Genomic DNA, 17,613 nt, shown 5'->3' with positions numbered 1-17,613 from the left:
CTCCGTGCCCTGCTCCCTGATCAACGCATCCAAAGACTCAACCCACTCGGCAGTCTCTTCCGGATCACGATCAGGCAGCTGGGAAGTCAACCCGCTAAGGATGTGTGAGGTCTCTTCTCCTGCAGCCACGTCCAACCTCTCTTTTGGCGCATTCATCGTCGCCTCAGGTCCGGCAGGGTAACTGCCCGTCATGAACGCGGCGTGTGCGACATATCGGTTACAACAGCCCGGTCATGTGCGCCGGGCAGGTTCTCTTGAGCTCAAGCTGCGCTATTCGCGGCGGGCGGTTGCCCTGCAGCCAAAGTCTTCAATGGCCACTGTAGCTTTGTACGAGCCGCGATGCGTAGCCGCGCGGTCGTGAAGGCGTTGTATGTCACACTCAAGCTGTTACATCGTAGGCAGTTGCAGCCGCAGTCATGGCTGTAGCCCCGATCCTGGCCATGGTTTAAGCCGCGGCTGGGGCGCGGATAATGGTGGAACGCGGGACAATGGCTTGAAGCACACGCCCAAAGGGTGTTGGCTTGTAGTAATCGAAATCACTTCAAGAGGAGGAAACGTGAGCGAGGCCGACGCCGCCACATCGGTAAATGTGGCGGAAAGATTGGGTTTCAAAGATGGGGATCTAATTCAGGAACTCGGTTACGACGATGATGTCGATTTCGATTTGCGTGATGACATTGAGGAACTCACGGGTTCCGAGCTGCTTGACGAAGACGATCACGAGGTAGTGGATGCGGTCATTTTCTGGTGGCGCGATGGTGATGGAGACCTTGTCGACGCACTAGTTGATTCATTGACCACCTTGGGTGAAGGCGGTGTGGTCTGGGTGCTGACCCCCAAGTCGGGTCGCGACAACTACGTCTCGCCCTCGGATATTCAGGACGCTGCTCCTACCGCCGGCTTGCACTGCACTACCTCCGCAGGCGTCTCCAAGGACTGGAGCGCAACACGGCTTGTAGCGCGCAAGAAGAACAAGTGACACACACGAAGTTGAACCCTTCCGGGCTGCGTCCGGGAGTTCCCGTTGTGGGCCAGGAAGCCCCGGACTTTGAGCTCGTGAACCAGTTCGGGGAGCCGGTCCGCTTGTCCGGGCTTCGCGGCCGGAACGTGGTGGTGGTCTTTTATCCCTTCGCCTTCTCTGGAATCTGCACCGGGGAGCTGTGCGAGATCCGCGACAATCTGGGTATTTTCCAACATGCGAATGCCACGGTCCTCGGGGTGTCGGTGGACAGCAAGTTCGCTTTGCGGGCTTATGCGGAAAAGGAAGGCTACGAGTTCGATCTCTTGGCCGACTTCTGGCCGCACGGGGAAGTAGCCGAGAAGTATGGCGTGTTTGATCCAGCTACCGGCATGTCGTTGAGGGGCACTTTCATCATCGATGCCGCGGGGATCATCCGTTACGTCGTCGTCAATCCGCGCGGGCAGGCACGCGACCTGGCGGAATACCGCGAGGCATTGTCCGCACTTGGCCAGGCCTAACGGCGATGAGCGCCCAACGGCCCGGCGTCGGAATGACTGGCTTCGCCATACTTCCGCCGGCCTCAACGGTTGAGTTGGATGCGGACGAGGTGGACGTTCTCCGCCGAGCCGCCGGGGTTCTCGGTGGCAAGCGGCTTGCTGTCTTGACCGGAGCCGGACTGAGCACGGACTCCGGAATCCCTGACTACCGCGGCCCTGGAGCCGCGCCGCGGAATCCCATGACCTACCAGGAATTCATCGGAAGCCCGGCCAACCGGCGCCGGTACTGGGCGAGGAACCACCTCGGATGGTCGCACCTCCGGCATGCGGACCCCAATGCCGGGCACGCCGCCGTCGCCCTCCTTGAGCGGCGCGGGCTGATGACGGGGCTCATCACGCAGAACGTGGACCGCCTGCACGAGGACGCCGGCAGCATCAACGTGGTGGACCTGCACGGCCGCTACGATCGCGTGATCTGCCTTGATGAGGGGCACGTGTTCACCCGGCGGCTCGTGGCATCGATTCTGGAGGAAATCAATCCCGGTTTCCTCGAAGCCGCCCAGGCTTCTGGCGTCGTGGAAATGGCACCGGACGCCGATGCCTCGGTGGAGGATCCCGAACTCATCCGTTCCTTCGTCGTCGCTGTTTGTCCCGTGTGCGGGGGGACGCTCAAGCCCGACTTCGTGTACTTCGGTGAAAATGTGCCCAAGGGCCGGGTCCAGCGTGCCTATTCCATGGTTGACGAAGCCGGGGCGTTGCTCGTGGCGGGTTCTTCGTTGACTGTCATGAGCGGGCTGAGGTTCGTGCGGCACGCAGCCAAACTCGGCAAGCCGGTAGTGATCATCAACCGTGGACCGACCCGCGGTGACGGTTTCGCGGACCTCAAAGTGGAAGTAGGAGTCAGTGGCGCGTTGGCCTGGCTTGCCGCTGAGCTTCCCGATCTGCTGCCATCCAAGTAGTCGATTAGTGTTCCGGGCGATTGATCCGGTAGAGTACATGTTCGTTGGTTGAAGCGCCGAGGGTGCCGAAATCAGTGTTTTGGGTCTTTAGCTCAGCTGGTAGAGCGCCACGTTTACACCGTGGATGTCATCGGTTCGATCCCGGTAGGACCCACCGAGAAGAAGAGCTCCTGAACTGCGGAAATGCAGCTCAGGGGCTCTTTTCTTTTTATTCCAGGGCCCTAGGGCCCCGATGGTTGTGGCCAGTCGTTTGCCGGTTCAGAATGGCAGCATGACAGCGTCCGGAGATGCAGCGCGCGACAAGAGGCTGGCGAAAATCGGTACGGCGGTGTTCGCCGTCGCTCCGGCTACCGCGGCCGGTCTGTTGCCATGGTTTGTGACCCGCTGGAGGGTGCAACAGCCTGTGCCGGGCGGACTGGCGGCCCAGTGCACAGGTGTTCTGCTGATCGGCGCCGGTGCGGCGGTGATCACCAATTCTTTCGCGCGGTTCGCCCTTGAAGGATTGGGAACGCCTGCGCCCTTTGCGCCGCCGAAGAACCTTGTGGTCAGTGGTTTCTACAGGTTCGTGCGGAATCCCATCTACGTGGGCATTGGCGCCGCGATCGTCGGGCAGGGCCTCGTGCTGGGACAGCCAAAGCTGTTCGTCCTCGCGGCCTTGGGCGCAGTTCCCGTGGTGGCTTTCGTCAGGTTGTATGAGGAGCCCACCCTGGCCCGCAAGTTCGGCGCCGAGTATGAGGACTACCGTGCCAACGTCCCCCGCTGGCTGCCACGGCTCACTCCTTGGCAGCAGCCAGGCTAGCGTCGGCTCGGATTCGGTGCCGGGAATTGGAAAAGCTCTCCACCGCGACTATTGGGGGATGCCGCGGTGGAGAGCTCATAGATGAATATACAGAGAATTTCTGGATATGGAAAGGAAGCCATCCCCCGTCCGGCGCGTCTCATCCCAGCACCAAGCCACTATGATGGTGGTTGTTCAGTGGATTGAACAAGCGTTGTGCCTCGGACCGGAGTTCCGCTGCCCCAGGGTGGCGTTTCTTTCTGGCACGCGCCCACTCTGCGCCAGACGCACGAACCGCGAAGGAGAATCATGGCCGATTCCCGCACCCCCCGTTCCGCCGAAGGCTTGGGGAGCTCCTCGCCGGCGCCTGCCGTGACCCGCGCTGCTGCGGTCCTTGATGCCTTGGCGGAGGCCCCTTCAGGCAGGCTGACACTCAGTGACCTTGCGAGGGAACTCGGGATTCCGAAGTCTTCCACGTCAAACCTGCTGCTCGCTCTTGAGGAAGCCCGGCTGATTACCCGCGAAGGTGCCGATTTTTCACTTGGCCGGAAACTGGTTGAACTTGGCGCCGCCTACCTTAGCCGGCTCGACGAAGTCCAGGAGTTCTACAAGTTCTGTGAACAGGCGCCGACGCTCTCCGGCGAAACCGTGCGGATCGCGATGATCGACGGCGATCACATCATCTACCTGGCCCGCTACGAAGGGCACCCCGCCGTCCGGCTCACGTCGAACATCGGCGACAAAATGCCGCTTTCCCTCAGCGCCGTCGGAAAGGTCCTCCTGGCCCAGCTTCACGACCATGACATCGAGGCGATGTTCCCGGACGACGTGGAACTGCCTGTCATGACCCCGAAGTCCCTCCGGAGTGCCGCCGAGCTCAAGGCCCAGGTTGTCGCGATCCGCAAGCAGGGCTACGCCCTGGAGGATGAGGAATCCACACTAGGCGTGGTTTGCCTCGCCGTGCCCGTCCCCACCCACGGGGCGCATGGCCCCAGCCTCGGTCTCTCGGTGACAGCCCTGAAGGCCACTTTTTCCGAGGAACAGGCTGCCCTCATGGTGAAGGAACTCAAGGAGCTCGCCCACTCGCTGGGCAACCCGATGGGATAGATCTGGCCGCCCCGACGGGGTCATAAATAAATCTGATTACACCACTTGAAACTTGTACAACGTGCTGTACTCTGTTCAATATAGTGATTCACGCCATGGCGGCTGACACTATCTCGCCAGGCCAACGGGGGTCTGGAGTGTTCTTGAGGGAGTGCTTGTGACAACTCGTACTAAGACAAAGCTTGCTGATATGGACGGCGCAGTAGTTGAGCCGGAACAGCTGCGAAGGGCAACGCTTGCCAGCTCGGTAGGATCCGCCCTGGAGTACTACGACTTCTACATTTATGGTCTGGCTTCGGCCCTGATCTTCGGACCTCTGTTCTTCAAGCCCTTGGGTGAAAGCGGCGCATTGATCGCGTCTTTCGCTACCTATGGCGTTGGATTCGCTGCGCGGCCCTTCGGTGGCATTTTCTTCGGATTCATCGGAGACCGCTTTGGCCGCAAGGTGGTCCTCCTGATGACCATCGGCATGATGGGCCTTGCCAGCTTCGCGATCGGCTTGCTTCCGACGTTCGACCAGGCGGGCATGCTCGGAGCTGTCCTGCTGGTGACACTCCGTATTGTCCAGGGCCTGGGAGCTGGAGCCGAACAGGCTGGCGCAACCACGCTGATCTCCGAGGTTGCACCCCCTAAGCGCCGCGGCTACTTCGCTTCGCTGCCGTTCGTGGGCATCCAACTTGGAACCCTCCTCGGCGCCGGCACCTTTGCGCTCATTGGCATGGCCAATAAGGGCGTACTCGAAGGTTGGTTGTGGCGCGTGCCCTTCCTCGCGAGCATCATTCTGATCGTCGTGGCAATCTTCATCCGTCTGAAGCTGAAGGAAACCCCGGTGTTCCAGGAGCTTGAGAAGCACAAGAACGTGGTGAAGAACCCCGTTGGTGAGCTCTGGAAGCACTCCAAAAAGAATGTGCTCGTAGGCATCGGTCTCCGCATGGGTGAGAACGGCAACTCCTCGATCTACTCTGCCTTGCTCATCTCCTTCATGTCCGTCAAGGAAGGTGTCTTCCCTGGCGACAAGTTCATCGGCCCGGTCGGCTTGCTGATCGCCGCTGGATTCGCCGCCGTCATGGTGGTCACCTTCGGCGCCTTGTCTGACCGTATTGGTCGAGTCAAGGTCTACCGCTATGGGGCACTGTTCCAGGCGATCTTCGCTATTCCCGCGTTCTACTTGGTGACCCTCGGCAACGTGACCCTCGTGTGGGCCGTCATGGTTGTCGGCATCGCCCTTGGCGTGCAGTCAATGCTTGGTCCGCAGTGCCCGCTACTGCCGGAATTGTTCGGCTCGCAGTACCGTTTCACCGGTGTGGCATTGAGCCGCGAACTCTCTGCTGTCCTGGCCGGCGGACTCGTGCCCCTGGTTGGCGTCGCGCTCCTTGCTGCGACGGGCAACTCCTGGGTGGTCCTGGCGGTTTACTCGCTGGTCCTCGCGCTGATTTCATACATCACCACGTTCTTCACACCGGAAACAGCCGGCCGTGACCTTCTCTCCCTGGAGGATGCGAAGTAAGAAGTCCCGTACCACGAGGTACGCAAGCAGCGACGGTCCCCTCCTAGGTGCGGAGGGGACCGTCGCTTTTTCGTGCCCTACCCCCGGATAACCCCCGGCAAACCCGCCCCATACAGCAAAGCGGCCCCTCCGGAAACCGGAGGGGCCGCCACGATGGCGCTGGGAAGCCGGCGGTTTAGTAGAAGTGCACCGTGTCCACAAGGTGGGGGAGTTCCCCGCCGTCGAGGAACGTACGCAGGTTGCTGGCGAAGCGTTCGGCGATGAGGCGGTTCTCCGCGGCACTGAGTGCCGAGGTGTGCGGCGAGACCATGACCTTCGGGTGGTTCCACAGCGGGCTGTCCTGGGGGAGTGGCTCGACCGCGAAAACGTCCAGGCAGGCGTAGGACACTTGGCCGTTGTCCAAGGCTTCGAGGAGCGCGTCTTCGTCAACCACGGTTCCGCGGCCAACGTTGACGAAGACCGCGCCAGGCTTCATCGCCGAGAAGACCTCGTGGTTGAAGAGTTTCTCAGTGTAGGGAGTGCCCGGGAGGGTGTTGACAACGGCGTCGGCCGTGGCAAGGAGTCCGGCCAGGCCATCGTTGTCCGCGACCTCGTCGATTCCGTCGATCGCTTCGACGTTCCGCTTGGTTCCGCTCACCTTCATTCCAAGGGCGCGGGCGATGCGGGCGGTCTCAAGGCCGATTTCGCCGAGACCCGTGATGACCAGCTTGGAGCCGTTCACAAGTTTGGTGGGGGTGCGCAACTCGGGCCAGACCTTGGCAGCCTGGTCCTGTGCAAGTTCCCCGCTGCGCTTGAAGCCGTTGAGGATGCCCAGGGCTGCGAACTCGGCCAGCGGAAGGGCATGGACGCCTGCCGACGTGGTGACCTTGAACTTCTGCAGGGTCTCGCTGTCAAGCCCCGAGGCCTTCACGGCGCCACCGGCACCTGCGGCCATGGCGTGGATCCACTGCAGGTGCGGGTTGCTCTGTGCGATGCGGGCCAGGCCGGCCGGATTCTCGTTGGGGAAGCCGTACAGGATCTGGGCCTTGTTCAACATGGACCAGTAGCGTTCCTCTTGTTCGGGAGTCCGCTTGAAGTCCGGATCGCCCGAGTGGTCGGCAGGGAAGCGTTCCGGAGGAAGAAGCTCGGGTTCGTAGAGCACCGTGATGCTCGGATCTACTGCGCGGATACGCTCCACATGCTCGGCTTCGAGCGGGACTGCGATCGCGATGGTGAGTTCATCAGTCGTCATGGTGTTCATCATACTGAATTGAGGCTAGGATATTGAACAGTTTTTGAAAGATGAACCACAAAGAAGTGAGGTGTATGCGAAAGATGACCGCCAAGACCGCAGGTTTTGTGGGACTCGGGCTGATGGGCTTCCCCATGGCAGCCAATCTGCTCGGCAACGGCTGGGAAGTGACTGCGTGGAACCGTTCCGCCGAAGCGCTCGCCGAGTTGGAGAAGCTCGGCGGAAATCGTTCGGAGTCGGTTGCCGGACTCCGGGACCAGCCCGTCATCATTTTCATGCTTCCGGATCTCTCCTACATCCTGGATGCCGCCGCGCCGTTGCTCGAGTCCTGGCGCTCGGACGCGCCGCTTCCGGGGACCACGATCATCATCATGAGCAGCGTGTCTCCGGCCGCCGTGCAGGAATTCGGCCGGACGGTCCATAGCGCAAGCGGCGGGAACGCCGTCGTCGTCGATGCACCGGTCAGCGGGGGCACCAAAGGTGCGCAGGACGGCACGCTGGCCATCATGGTGGGAGCCGGCGAAGAAGACTTCCAGCGATCGCTTCCCGTGCTCCAATCCATGGGGACCACGGTCCGCCGCATGGGCAACTTGGGTGCCGGATCGCTGGCAAAGGCATGCAACCAACTGATTGTCGGGACTACGACGGCGGCCCTCGCGGAAGCCGCTGAACTCGCCGAGCGCTCGGGCATGGATGCTTCTGCCCTTTTCGATGTCCTGGCCGGCGGACTAGCCGGAAGCCGGGTCCTGGAGATTGTCGGCCCGCGCCTGGCAGCCAAGGATTACGCGCCCACCGGTCCCGCGAAGTTCATGCACAAGGACCTCAGGTTCGTGCTCGAAAGCGCCGAAGCGGCCGGTGCCGCTGTCCCGATGGCGGCTGCCGGCGTCGAACTCTACCGCGAACTGATTGATCAGGGCCTTGGCGACCAGGACCTCGCAGTTGTCCGCCAGGCCATCGCCAACCTCAGCGACTCTTCCGTCAGCCCTTTGAACTACGTAAGGAAACAACCATGAGTGGACTCTTTGATCTCACCGGGCGCGTTGCGCTCGTGACCGGATCCAGCCGCGGCATCGGCAATGCGCTGGCCCGCGGATTGGCCGACGCCGGTGCCACCGTTGTCCTCAACGGCATCAACACGGAACGGCTCAAGGACGCGGAAGCCGCCATGGCGGCGGATTTCGGGCCCGGCCGGATCCACAGTTGTGCGTTCGACGTCACCAGCGATACTGAAGCGGCCCGGGGCATCGCCTGGGTCGAGGAGAACGTCGGCCCCCTCGATATCCTCGTCAACAACGCCGGTATCCAGCACCGGGTTCCGATGCTGGACCTGGATGTGAAGGACTGGGAGCGGGTCATCACCACCGACCTCACGAGCGCCTTCCTCGTAGGGCGCGAAGCCGCCCGTCACATGATCCCGCGGGGCCGCGGCAAGATCATCAACATCTGCTCCGTGCAGACTGACCTGGCACGTCCAACGATCGCCCCCTATGTCGCCGCGAAGGGCGGGCTGCGCAACCTGACGCGCGCCATGACCGCGGAATGGGCGGCCTCCGGCCTTCAGATCAACGGCATCGCCCCCGGTTACATCCACACCGAGATGACCCAGAACCTCGTGGACGATCCCGACTTCAACTCCTGGATCCTCGGCCGGACGCCCGCCCACCGGTGGGGCACCGTGGCGGATCTCGCCGGTCCGGCAGTCTGGCTTGCCTCCGAGGCGTCGAACTTCGTCAACGGCCAGACGATCTTCGTCGACGGCGGAATGACGGTGGTCGTCTAATGAGCGCTTTCCAGCTTCCGCAGTCTTCACCCGCGGTCGTGGCGCACGCGGCCGGCGACCTTCGCATCGAGGACATAGCCCTCGTTGTTCCCGCCCCGGACCAGGCCGTTGTCGAGATCGCCTATGGGGGCATCTGTGGCTCGGACCTGCACTACTGGCTCCATGGCGCGGCGGGGGAATCGATCCTCAAGGCTCCGATGGTGCTCGGTCACGAAATCGTCGGGACCGTTGTCCAGCAGGCCGCGGACGGCAGCGGCCCGGCAGCCGGAACGCCCGTCGCCGTCCACCCCGCGACGCCGGCCCCGGGTGCCGCCAAGTATCCGGAAGACCGGCCCAACCTCTCCCCGGGCTGCACCTACCTCGGGAGCGCCGCGCGGTACCCGCACACGGACGGCGCCTTCAGCCGCTACGCCACCCTGCCGTCCCGCATGCTCCGGGCCCTCCCGGCCACGCTGGACTTGCGCACGGCGGCGCTTGTGGAACCGGCCAGTGTCGCCTGGCACGCCGTCGCCCGCGCAGGGGACGTTGCCGGGAAGACGGCGCTGGTGATCGGAAGCGGTCCGATCGGCGCGCTGGCAGTTGCCGTCCTCAAGCGCGCGGGGGCAGCCCGGATCGTGGCCGTCGACATGCACGACAAACCTCTTGAGATCGCGCGCGCAGTGGGCGCCGACGAGGTCCTCAAGGGTGACGACGCCGAGGCGATCGCCGCGGTGGAAGCCGACGTCGTCATCGAGTCTTCCGGCAGCCACTTCGGACTGGCATCGGCCATCAAGGGCGCAGTCCGCGGCGGGAAAGTGGTTATGGTCGGGTTGCTGCCCTCCGGACCGCAGCCGGTCTTCATTTCGCTGGCCATCACCCGCGAGCTCGAACTGCTGGGCTCATTCCGTTTCAACAACGAGATCGACGAGGTCATTGCCGCCCTTGCGGACGGTTCGCTCTACGTGGACCCGGTGGTGACGCACGAATTCACGCTGGACCGTGGATTGGAGGCCTTCGAAGTGGCCAAGAACTCGGCCGAATCGGGGAAGGTCCTGCTGAACTTCCAGCCTGTGGCATAGGCTCTCAGCCGATGAGTCGGGCGGCGCGGGCGTTCAGCCGTCAGCGCCGCTCGACTGGAACAAATACCCGTGGCTGGCCTTCCCAGTCTGGTGACAGGTCCGCGATGGTCTCCCGCATGATGTTGGAGGCGGCCTCGCGGGCCTTGTCGCCGTCTCGGTCCCGGATGCCTTGGGCTACATCCAGGTGCCATTGCAGGGCCGCTTCCTTCGGATGTTCCGGCATGAGGCCGTGAACGGTCCGGCCGGTGAGTGTCTCAGTGACCTGCCCGATCAGGTTCGCGAACATTTCATTGCCGGAACCGGAGAGCACCAGGGCGTGAAAGCGGATGTCGAGGTCCAGGAAGGTGGGCATGTCGCCCGCACGGCCTGCTTCCCGCATAGCCAGGGAAATGTCCACCAGTTCGCTGCGCAGGGACTCCGGAGCGTTTTCCGCGGCCAGTTCCGCCGCTACGGGCTCGACGGCGGAGCGGAGTTCGGCGAGGGAGCGCAACTGGGCGCCGCGGCCTTCTCCGGCCAGCCGCCAACGGATGACCAGCGGATCGAAGGGATTCCAGCGGTGCGCGGGGAGGACACGGATGCCAACACGCTTGATGGTTTCCACCAGTCCCAAAGACTGCAGCACCCTGACAGCCTCACGCACCACCGACCGCGACACTTTGAGCTCGTCCTCAAGGTGTTCAGCCAACATGACGTGACCGGTAGGGAGCTTACCGCCGACGATCCGGGTACCCAGATGCTCGACAGCGCGGTAGTGGAGACTGGTTGACATAGTCGTAAGCATAGTGGCGTTGATGGTTCCGCCACTGGAAGCCCGAGCGACGGTGAACTCCCCACAGCACGAGCTCGCAACATAGACTCTTTTGTGACGCGGACGTTTCCAAAACGTGGGCGCAACTTTCCCAGACGTGGTCCGAATACGTATGGTTTATTCCAGCTACTGCTCTAGAAAGCGTTTCCTCGCTCCTAGCAGGACTCGATGCACAAGAATGAATTGGAGTTTTGATGTCAGCACACATCGGTGTCACCGGCCTCGCGGTGATGGGCGCCAATCTGGCCCGCAACCTGGCCCGCAACGGCTTCACCGTTGCCCTCCACAACCGCTCCGTCGAAAAGACCGACGCCCTGCTGGCCAAGCATGGCACGGACGGCGACTTCATCCGCACGGAAACCCTCCAGGAACTCGTGGACTCCCTCGAGAAGCCCCGCCGCGTCCTGATCATGGTGAAGGCCGGCAAGCCGGTTGACGCCGTCATCGACCAGCTCGTTCCCTTGCTCGAGCCCGGCGATATCGTGATCGACGCCGGCAACTCGCACTACGAGGACACCCGCCGCCGCGAATCCGCGCTGGCCGAGAAGGACCTGCACTTCGTGGGCGTCGGTGTTTCCGGCGGCGAAGAGGGCGCCCTGAACGGCCCCTCCATCATGCCCGGTGGTTCGAAGGAGTCCTACGACGCTTTGGGCCCGCTGCTCGAAAAGATCTCCGCCAAGGTTGACGGCCAGCCCTGCTGCGCCTGGATCGGCACCGACGGCGCCGGCCACTTCGTCAAGATGGTCCACAACGGCATCGAATACGCCGACATGCAGGTTATCGGCGAAGCCTTCGATCTCCTGCGCTCCGGCGCCGGCATCGAGCCGGCCGAGCAGTCCAAGATCTTCGCCGAATGGAACAAGGGCGAACTTGCTTCCTTCCTGATCGAGATCTCCGCAGAGGTCCTCGGGCACGTCGACGCCAAGACGGGCAAGCCGTTCGTCGACGTCGTCGTGGACGCTGCCGGCCAGAAGGGCACCGGCCGCTGGACGGTCATCTCCGCCCTCGAGCTCGGCTCCCCGGTTTCGGGCATCGCCGAGTCCGTCTTCGCGCGTGCCCTCTCTTCCCAGACAGAACAGCGCAAGCTTGGCCAGGAGCTGCTCGCCGGCGAGGAAATCGCCGTCGAGGTCCCCGAGAACTTCGTCGAGGACGTGCGCCAGGCGCTGTACGCCTCCAAGCTGGTTTCTTACGCCCAGGGCCTGGACATGCTGACCTCCGCCGCAAAGGAATACGGCTGGGACCTCAAGCTCGATGAAATCGCCTCCCTGTGGCGCGGCGGCTGCATCATCCGGGCCGAGCTGCTCAAGGAGATCACCAACGCCTACGCTGCCGTGGAGAAGCCGGCCAACCTGCTGTTCGCTCCGGCCTTCACCAAGGCGATCGCCGGCGCGCTGCCGGCATGGCGCCGCGTGGTGGCAACGGCTGTCCAGCTGGGCATCCCGGTTCCGGTGTTCTCCTCCTCGCTGGCCTACTACGACGGACTTCGCCGCAAGCGCCTCGCTGCAGCAGTCATTCAGGGACAGCGCGACCTCTTCGGAGCGCACACCTACGGCCGCGTTGACGCCGAGGGTACCTTCCACACCCTGTGGGGCGAAGACAAGTCCGAGATCTCGGCAGTCGACACCCACTAGCGATTGGGGCAGGCCCTTTCGTGTCGACTCCAAGCCACGTAGGTAAAGACTGACCCTGCTGCCCCACTCGGTTCATGACAAAGGCCGGCACTTCCGCGTTACTGTGGAGGCGCCGGCCTTTGCCGTAGGCGGGTCGTGCACATTCAACCCCGTCACACGAGGAGCAGTCCATGCCGCAACGCGTCGCATTTGTCACAGGTGCGTCAACCGGAATCGGTTTCGAAGCCGCCGTCGAGCTCAGCAAGGCGGGAATGGTCGTGTACGCGGGCGCTCGGCGGGTCGAAAAGATGGAACCGCTCAAAGCCCACGGAATCAAGGTGTTGTCCCTGGATGTCACCGAGGATGACTCGATGAAGGCCGCCGTGGATCTTGTCCTGGCAGAGCAGGGACGGATCGACGTACTGGTCAACAACGCCGGATACGGGTCCTATGGTTCCTTGGAAGAGGTGCCGCTGGATGAGGGCCGGCGCCAGTTCGAGGTCAACGTCTTCGGCCTCGCCCGGATGTCCCAGCTGGTGATTCCCGTGATGCGTGCTGCGGCTTCCGGCAGGATCATCAACGTGTCCTCGATCGGCGGCAAAATGTATGAACCCCTTGGCGCCTGGTACCACGCAACAAAATTCGCCGTCGAGGGCCTCAGCGACTCCCTGCGCCTTGAACTAAAGCCCCATGGCATCGACGTGGCAATCATTGAGCCCGCGGGCACGGACACGGAATGGGGAACCATCGCGGGGGAGAGCCTGCTGACTGTCTCGGGACACGGACCGTATCGCGGGCAGGCCGGGATCGTGGCGGCTGCATTGGCGTCGACGTCGGGGACTGCGCTTTCGACCCGCCCGCGTACCGTGGCCCGCGCTATCGTGCACGCGGCAACATCGGGAAGGCCCAGGACCCGATACCCGGTGGGCAGGGGAGCCTGGACCATTCTGGCCTTGCGGAGGGTGCTTCCCGACCGGGCCTTCGACACGGTTTTCTGGAACGCCTACAAACGTTTTTCCGGCTAGATCCGGTATTCGATGTAGTACTCGGCGGGGTCGACGGCGGGTTTCGTTTCGCTCTTGGCATCACGGTGCCGCCACGTTGCGGGCACACCGGTGATGATCGACTCAGGCGGTGCGTCCTTGACCACGACGGCGTTGGCGCCGATGGCACTGTCCGCGCCGATGGTGATGGGACCAAGGACCTTGGCCCCGGCTCCGATGGTGACGCGGTCTCCGATGGTGGGGTGGCGCTTGACCTTGGCCAAGGAACGGCCACCCAGCGTCACGCCGTGGTAGATCATGACGTCTTCGCCGATCTCGGCCGTCTCACCGATCACCACACCCATGCCGTGGTCGATGAAGAACCTGCGGCCGATGGTAGCACCGGGGTGGATCTCGATCCCGGTCAGGAACCGGGCAAGCTGGGAAATGAGCCGCGCCGGGAAGCGTAGCTCGGGGTTTTGCCACAATTTGTGCGTCAGGCGATGCGCCCAGATGGCATGCAGGCCGGAGTAGGCAAAAAAGTTCTCAAAGGAGCCTCGGGCCGCCGGGTCATGTGACCGGGCGGCCTCGAGGTCCTCCATAAGTCTTGCGAAGAAGCTCACAAAGACCTTTCTACAGGAAATGAAAGAAAGCGGTTGCGCGGGGTCCGCAATCAGCCGCGAATATCGTCAAAAAGCACCGTAGAGATGTAACGTTCGCCGAAGTCGGGAACGATTGCCACGATGAGCTTGTCCTTGTTCTCCGGACGCTTCGCGAGCTCCAGCGCACCCCAGACAGCCGCGCCGGCCGAGATGCCGCCCAGGATGCCTTCCTTGGTGCCGAGGGCGCGTGCGGTGGCCACGGAGTCCTCAAGGGTTGCGTCGAGGACCTCGTCGTAGACGTTGGTGTCAAGGATTTCCGGAATGAAGTTCGCGCCGAGACCCTGGATCTTGTGCGGGCCCGGGGCGCCGCCGTTCAGGATGGGGGAGTCCTTGGGCTCAACGGCCACGATCTGGATTTCGGGCTTGCGCTCCTTCAGGACCTGTCCGACGCCGGTGATGGTGCCGCCGGTGCCGACGCCGCCGACGAAGATGTCCACTCCGCCTTCGGTGTCCGCCCAGATTTCCTCGGCCGTGGTGGCGCGGTGGATTGCCGGGTTTGCCTCGTTGGCGAACTGCTGGGCCCAGATGGAGTTCTCCGTGTTAGCGACGATCTCCTGTGCCTTCTCGACGGCGCCGCGCATGCCTTCAGAGCCGGGGGTCAGCACAATCTCCGCACCGTAGGCGCGCAGCATGACGCGGCGCTCGGTGGACATGGTTTCCGGCATCGTCAGAATGACCTTGTAACCGCGTGCCGCACCGACCAGGGCCAGCGCGATGCCGGTGTTGCCCGACGTTCCTTCGACGATGGTGCCGCCCGGCTTCAGCGCACCGGACTTCTCGGCGGCGTCGACAATCGCCACGCCGATACGGTCTTTGACGCTGTTGGCGGGGTTGTAGAACTCCAGCTTCACGGCAACCGTGGCGTCCAAGCCTTCGGTGAGCCTGTTCAAGCGGACCAGGGGGGTTCCGCCGATCAGCTGGGTGACGTCGTCGTAGATCCGTGCCATGTAATCATGCCTATTCTCTGAATTCGCTGAAATAGCTACTGCTGAGGTCAGCCTAACGAGCGGTGCTACACGCTGCTACGCGCGGAGCCACGAAGAGTAATATTTCCGGGCCTTGGCGAGCTTCGGGTTGATGATGACCTGGCAATAACCTTGCTCGGGGAACTTGGCGTAGTAGTCCTGGTGGATGGACTCGGCTTCGTAGAATTCCGGCAGCCTGCTCACCTCGGTCACAATCGGCTTGGACCACAGTTCCTGGTTCCGGAGGATGGCTTCCTCGAAGAGGATCTTTTCTTCAGTGGTGGTGTAGAACATCGAGGAACGGTACTGGGTTCCGACGTCGTAGCCCTGGCGGTTGAGCGTGGTGGGATCGTGCAAGGCGAAGAACATGTCGAGGATGATGTCCGCCGGAATGATGTCCTCGTCGAAAGTCACTGCGACGACCTCTGCGTGACCCGTCATTCCGGAGCAGACGTCGTAATAGTCAGGGTTGCGGATGTGCCCGCCCGTGTAGCCGGAAACCACGGAACTGACGCCCTTGGTCTTCTGATAGACAGCGTCGAGGCACCAGAAGCAGCCTCCGCCAAGTACAAAAGTTTTCATGATCTCTTCAATGGCCGGGAGTCCTGGATGATTCCCGCACAACCTTACGGGAGTGTGACGGAGCAGATCCCGCCGGTGGCACAATCTCAAACAGTCCGATGGCCGCAAGCGCGACTTGGCCGCCGGATGCGCAAGAATGTAATGTATGGAAGCTGTGAACACCGCGGTTGCAGATACGGGATCCGGGGAAGAATCGGAGAACGGTGCAGCCGGGACGCCAGGTACCCCCACGCTCGGTCAGGTCCTCTTGGCAGTGGAGGAGCTCTGGCCGGAATCGCTTGCCGAGGAATGGGACGAGGTAGGACTGGTTGTCGGACGGCCAACCGCTACCGTCACGAAGGTCATGTTCGCCGTGGATCCGACCCTCGCCGCCATTGAAGAGGCCATTGAATGGGGCGCCGAGCTCCTCGTGACGCACCATCCGTTGCTGCTCAAGGGCGTCACCTCCGTTGCTGCCACGAGCGCCAAGGGCCTCGCCGTCCATCGGCTCATTGAGTCCGGTACCGGGCTGCTGACCGTGCACACCAACGGGGACTCCGCCGTCGGTGGCGTTTCCGATGTCCTCGCCGACGCGTTCGGGCTGGACAACGTTGTCCCGCTGGCGCCTGCGGCCCACGGCCTGCCGGAAGAGGGGATCGGCCGGGTCGGCGACTTGCCCGAACTCATGACCCTGGGAGACTTTGCCGCGCGGGTGTTCGAGATCCTGCCTTCGGTGGCCGGCGGCGTGCGGGTCGCCGGGGACAAGGACGGGCTGGTGCGCCGTGTGGCCGTTTGCGGCGGCGCCGGAGACAGCCTCTTCGACGCCGTCCGGGCCAGCCAGGCGGACATCTACGTCACCGCGGATATGCGGCACCACCCGGCGTCCGAGGCGCGCGAAGCTGCCGTTGACGGGAGGCCGTACCTTGTTGACGTATCGCATTTCGCGAGCGAGTGGCTCTGGTTGCCCGCCGCGGCCGAAGCGCTCGGCAACGTGCTCGCGGACCAAGGCCACGACGTCGAGATCCGTGTGGCAACCACCAACAGCGATCCGTGGGACTTCATTCTGACTCCCGGCTAGGCCTGGCGGGCGAGGCAGGGGAGCGCTCTAGGCGATAGAGTCGAGACAAACAGGCCCAAGGCCTGGCTGGGGCTGAATACCAACCCTGGCACGATCAAGCGGAGGTAAGCGTGGCCAAGGCAGCACCGGCGGAACAGTTGAAATTGCTCGAACTGCAGGGGTTGGATGCGAAGCTCAAATCCTTGGCGAACCGCCGCCGCACGTTGGAGACAGACCCCCGCATCACTGATCTTCAGGACGCCCTCAGTGTGGCCAACGGTGCCCTTGGAACCGCGAAACTTGCCGTCCACGACGCCGAAACAGAGCTGCGCAGGTCTGAGGCCGACGTCGAGCAAGTGGCTAGCCGCATTGCACGGGACGAAGCCAGGTTGAACAGCGGCACCGGACTTTCCAAGGACCTCGTCGCGCTGCAAAGCGACATCGCATCACTGAACAAGCGCCGTTCGGACCTTGAGGATGTCGAGCTGGAAATCCTCGAACGCCTGGACGGACTCCGGGAGCGCCAAGCGGCGCAACAGCAGATCGTCGATGATATCCAGGGGTCCTTCTCCGGGATCCGTGCCGAGCTGGACGCCGCGATCGCCGAGATTGTTTCCGAAGAGACGGATGTACGCGCCCAGAGGACCGGCTTCGCCGAAGGGCTCGACGCCGGGATGCTGGCCATCTACGAAAAGACCCTTGCCAAGCGCGGTGTGGGGGCCGCCCGGCTTTTCCACGGCAAGTCCGAAGGCTCGGGAATGACGCTCAGCCCCGGCGACCTCGCCGAGGTCAAGGCCGCGGCCGAGGACGAGATCGTGTTCTGCCCCGACTCCGGCTGCATCCTGGTGCGCTCCGCCGAGTGGAACTAACCGCCTGTTCCCCACCCAACTAGCTCGCAGTTAGTGCCGTTATGAGGCGTCAAAACGACATCTAGTGCTAGTTAGACGATATGAAGTGAGGGCGTTCGTTCCCTGCCCGTCCGGACCGGGCCATTGTCGCCGGGCGGCCGCGCAGCGCCGGCCTGGCATGAGGGGTATCCCTGGTGCCGGGGGCGGCGCTGCGGGGCCTGTGGCCCGGCGGAATCGGAAT

18 protein-coding genes and 1 tRNA gene are annotated in these 17,613 nt (G+C 63.1%); 14 read left to right on the top strand and 5 right to left on the bottom strand.

Features of this window, described 5'->3' with window-relative positions; genetic code table 11:
* Nucleotides 1–556 precede the first annotated feature (556 nt).
* The 7 genes from AC1DJB_RS23335 to AC1DJB_RS23305 all read left to right on the top strand — a co-directional run bounded on the left by AC1DJB_RS23335 (nucleotide 557) and on the right by AC1DJB_RS23305 (nucleotide 5,809).
* Nucleotides 557–979, top strand: coding sequence for a DUF3052 domain-containing protein (locus tag AC1DJB_RS23335; RefSeq protein ID WP_059387755.1), 423 nt, complete (start codon nucleotides 557–559; stop codon nucleotides 977–979).
* On the top strand, nucleotides 976–1,479 hold the full coding sequence (locus tag AC1DJB_RS23330; protein ID WP_370872095.1) for a peroxiredoxin: 504 nt from the start codon (nucleotides 976–978) through the stop codon (nucleotides 1,477–1,479). The genes AC1DJB_RS23335 and AC1DJB_RS23330 overlap by 4 nt, the downstream gene beginning before the upstream one ends.
* 5 nt (nucleotides 1,480–1,484) lie before the next feature.
* Nucleotides 1,485–2,417, top strand: coding sequence for a Sir2 family NAD-dependent protein deacetylase (locus AC1DJB_RS23325; RefSeq protein WP_284991162.1), 933 nt, complete (start codon nucleotides 1,485–1,487; stop codon nucleotides 2,415–2,417).
* Nucleotides 2,418–2,498: 81 nt separating this feature from the next.
* Nucleotides 2,499–2,571 (top strand) — tRNA-Val (locus AC1DJB_RS23320).
* Nucleotides 2,572–2,688: 117 nt separating this feature from the next.
* The gene (locus AC1DJB_RS23315; RefSeq protein ID WP_476910952.1) at nucleotides 2,689–3,216 is read left to right on the top strand and encodes a methyltransferase family protein; all 528 of its coding nucleotides are present in this window, start codon (nucleotides 2,689–2,691) and stop codon (nucleotides 3,214–3,216) included.
* Nucleotides 3,217–3,504: 288 nt separating this feature from the next.
* Entirely contained in the window at nucleotides 3,505–4,302 is a 798-nt protein-coding gene (locus AC1DJB_RS23310) for an IclR family transcriptional regulator (protein WP_284991164.1), read from the top strand.
* Between the two features lie 190 nt (nucleotides 4,303–4,492).
* Nucleotides 4,493–5,809 carry an MFS transporter gene (locus tag AC1DJB_RS23305; protein WP_172465496.1) on the top strand — a complete coding sequence of 439 codons (1,317 nt, stop codon included), beginning with the start codon at nucleotides 4,493–4,495 and terminating at the stop codon, nucleotides 5,807–5,809.
* Nucleotides 5,810–5,984: 175 nt separating this feature from the next.
* Here the strand turns inward: AC1DJB_RS23305 and AC1DJB_RS23300 are convergent, their stop codons facing one another.
* Nucleotides 5,985–7,052: a D-2-hydroxyacid dehydrogenase gene (locus tag AC1DJB_RS23300; protein ID WP_332603578.1), complete on the bottom strand. Its 1,068-nt coding sequence runs from the start codon at nucleotides 7,050–7,052 to the stop codon at nucleotides 5,985–5,987.
* 71 nt (nucleotides 7,053–7,123) lie between these two features.
* On the opposite strand from AC1DJB_RS23300, the gene AC1DJB_RS23295 reads away from it, so the two are divergent.
* Genes AC1DJB_RS23295 through AC1DJB_RS23285 form a run of 3 tightly spaced genes read left to right on the top strand, consistent with a single transcriptional unit; the run spans nucleotide 7,124 to nucleotide 9,878 of the window.
* Nucleotides 7,124–8,053, top strand: a complete 930-nt coding sequence (locus AC1DJB_RS23295) for an NAD(P)-dependent oxidoreductase (RefSeq protein ID WP_441438447.1) — start codon at nucleotides 7,124–7,126, stop codon at nucleotides 8,051–8,053.
* Nucleotides 8,050–8,820 (top strand): SDR family oxidoreductase, encoded by a 771-nt coding sequence (locus AC1DJB_RS23290; protein ID WP_078108638.1) that lies wholly within the window; start codon nucleotides 8,050–8,052, stop codon nucleotides 8,818–8,820. Before AC1DJB_RS23295 ends, AC1DJB_RS23290 begins: the two co-directional genes overlap by 4 nt.
* Nucleotides 8,820–9,878 (top strand): L-idonate 5-dehydrogenase, encoded by a 1,059-nt coding sequence (locus AC1DJB_RS23285; protein WP_476910951.1) that lies wholly within the window; start codon nucleotides 8,820–8,822, stop codon nucleotides 9,876–9,878. The genes AC1DJB_RS23290 and AC1DJB_RS23285 overlap by 1 nt, the downstream gene beginning before the upstream one ends.
* Before the next feature lie 40 nt (nucleotides 9,879–9,918).
* On the opposite strand, the gene AC1DJB_RS23280 is transcribed toward AC1DJB_RS23285, so the two are convergent.
* Nucleotides 9,919–10,647: a FadR/GntR family transcriptional regulator gene (locus tag AC1DJB_RS23280; RefSeq protein WP_059387761.1), complete on the bottom strand. Its 729-nt coding sequence runs from the start codon at nucleotides 10,645–10,647 to the stop codon at nucleotides 9,919–9,921.
* A gap of 233 nt (nucleotides 10,648–10,880) precedes the next feature.
* Between AC1DJB_RS23280 and gndA the strand changes: the two genes are divergently transcribed.
* Together gndA and AC1DJB_RS23270 are read left to right on the top strand one after the other, a co-directional pair.
* The gene (gene gndA / locus AC1DJB_RS23275) at nucleotides 10,881–12,317 is read left to right on the top strand and encodes an NADP-dependent phosphogluconate dehydrogenase (RefSeq protein ID WP_306959365.1); all 1,437 of its coding nucleotides are present in this window, start codon (nucleotides 10,881–10,883) and stop codon (nucleotides 12,315–12,317) included.
* A gap of 170 nt (nucleotides 12,318–12,487) precedes the next feature.
* Complete coding sequence (locus tag AC1DJB_RS23270; RefSeq protein ID WP_307055053.1) at nucleotides 12,488–13,321, top strand: oxidoreductase; 834 nt, start codon at nucleotides 12,488–12,490, stop codon at nucleotides 13,319–13,321.
* Here AC1DJB_RS23270 and epsC read toward each other — a convergent pair.
* The 3 genes from epsC to msrA form a co-directional block, all read right to left on the bottom strand.
* Nucleotides 13,318–13,902 (bottom strand): serine O-acetyltransferase EpsC, encoded by a 585-nt coding sequence (epsC, locus tag AC1DJB_RS23265; RefSeq protein ID WP_059387763.1) that lies wholly within the window; start codon nucleotides 13,900–13,902, stop codon nucleotides 13,318–13,320. The two genes, AC1DJB_RS23270 and epsC, sit on opposite strands and share 4 nt — an antisense overlap.
* A gap of 50 nt (nucleotides 13,903–13,952) precedes the next feature.
* Complete coding sequence (cysK, locus tag AC1DJB_RS23260) at nucleotides 13,953–14,888, bottom strand: cysteine synthase A (RefSeq protein ID WP_059387764.1); 936 nt, start codon at nucleotides 14,886–14,888, stop codon at nucleotides 13,953–13,955.
* Between the two features lie 75 nt (nucleotides 14,889–14,963).
* A complete protein-coding gene (gene msrA, locus AC1DJB_RS23255; protein WP_059387765.1) occupies nucleotides 14,964–15,488 on the bottom strand; it encodes a peptide-methionine (S)-S-oxide reductase MsrA in 525 nt (174 codons plus the stop codon).
* A gap of 145 nt (nucleotides 15,489–15,633) precedes the next feature.
* Between msrA and AC1DJB_RS23250 the strand changes: the two genes are divergently transcribed.
* Both AC1DJB_RS23250 and AC1DJB_RS23245 read left to right on the top strand, forming a co-directional pair.
* On the top strand, nucleotides 15,634–16,545 hold the full coding sequence (locus AC1DJB_RS23250) for a Nif3-like dinuclear metal center hexameric protein (RefSeq protein WP_284991172.1): 912 nt from the start codon (nucleotides 15,634–15,636) through the stop codon (nucleotides 16,543–16,545).
* Nucleotides 16,546–16,655: 110 nt separating this feature from the next.
* On the top strand, nucleotides 16,656–17,393 hold the full coding sequence (locus tag AC1DJB_RS23245; protein WP_284991174.1) for a zinc ribbon domain-containing protein: 738 nt from the start codon (nucleotides 16,656–16,658) through the stop codon (nucleotides 17,391–17,393).
* Nucleotides 17,394–17,613: the final 220 nt, after the last annotated feature.

The sequence above is a fragment of the Arthrobacter sp. 01T428 genome (assembly GCF_056398685.1).
The sequence above is the reverse complement of the archived record's forward strand: the minus strand, read 5'-3'. Positions and strand labels throughout refer to the sequence as shown.

Coding starts and splice junctions, on each gene's coding strand:
- AC1DJB_RS23315 (WP_476910952.1), top strand. CDS start 2,689: ATGACAGCGTCCGGAGATGCAGCGCGCGACAAGAGGCTGGCGAAAATC.
- AC1DJB_RS23290 (WP_078108638.1), top strand. CDS start 8,050: ATGAGTGGACTCTTTGATCTCACCGGGCGCGTTGCGCTCGTGACCGGA.
- msrA (WP_059387765.1), bottom strand. CDS start 15,488: ATGAAAACTTTTGTACTTGGCGGAGGCTGCTTCTGGTGCCTCGACGCT.
- AC1DJB_RS23305 (WP_172465496.1), top strand. CDS start 4,493: ATGGACGGCGCAGTAGTTGAGCCGGAACAGCTGCGAAGGGCAACGCTT.
- AC1DJB_RS23280 (WP_059387761.1), bottom strand. CDS start 10,647: ATGTCAACCAGTCTCCACTACCGCGCTGTCGAGCATCTGGGTACCCGG.
- gndA (WP_306959365.1), top strand. CDS start 10,881: ATGTCAGCACACATCGGTGTCACCGGCCTCGCGGTGATGGGCGCCAAT.
- cysK (WP_059387764.1), bottom strand. CDS start 14,888: ATGGCACGGATCTACGACGACGTCACCCAGCTGATCGGCGGAACCCCC.
- AC1DJB_RS23310 (WP_284991164.1), top strand. CDS start 3,505: ATGGCCGATTCCCGCACCCCCCGTTCCGCCGAAGGCTTGGGGAGCTCC.
- AC1DJB_RS23325 (WP_284991162.1), top strand. CDS start 1,485: ATGAGCGCCCAACGGCCCGGCGTCGGAATGACTGGCTTCGCCATACTT.
- AC1DJB_RS23295 (WP_441438447.1), top strand. CDS start 7,124: ATGACCGCCAAGACCGCAGGTTTTGTGGGACTCGGGCTGATGGGCTTC.
- AC1DJB_RS23300 (WP_332603578.1), bottom strand. CDS start 7,052: ATGATGAACACCATGACGACTGATGAACTCACCATCGCGATCGCAGTC.
- AC1DJB_RS23270 (WP_307055053.1), top strand. CDS start 12,488: ATGCCGCAACGCGTCGCATTTGTCACAGGTGCGTCAACCGGAATCGGT.
- AC1DJB_RS23250 (WP_284991172.1), top strand. CDS start 15,634: ATGGAAGCTGTGAACACCGCGGTTGCAGATACGGGATCCGGGGAAGAA.
- AC1DJB_RS23285 (WP_476910951.1), top strand. CDS start 8,820: ATGAGCGCTTTCCAGCTTCCGCAGTCTTCACCCGCGGTCGTGGCGCAC.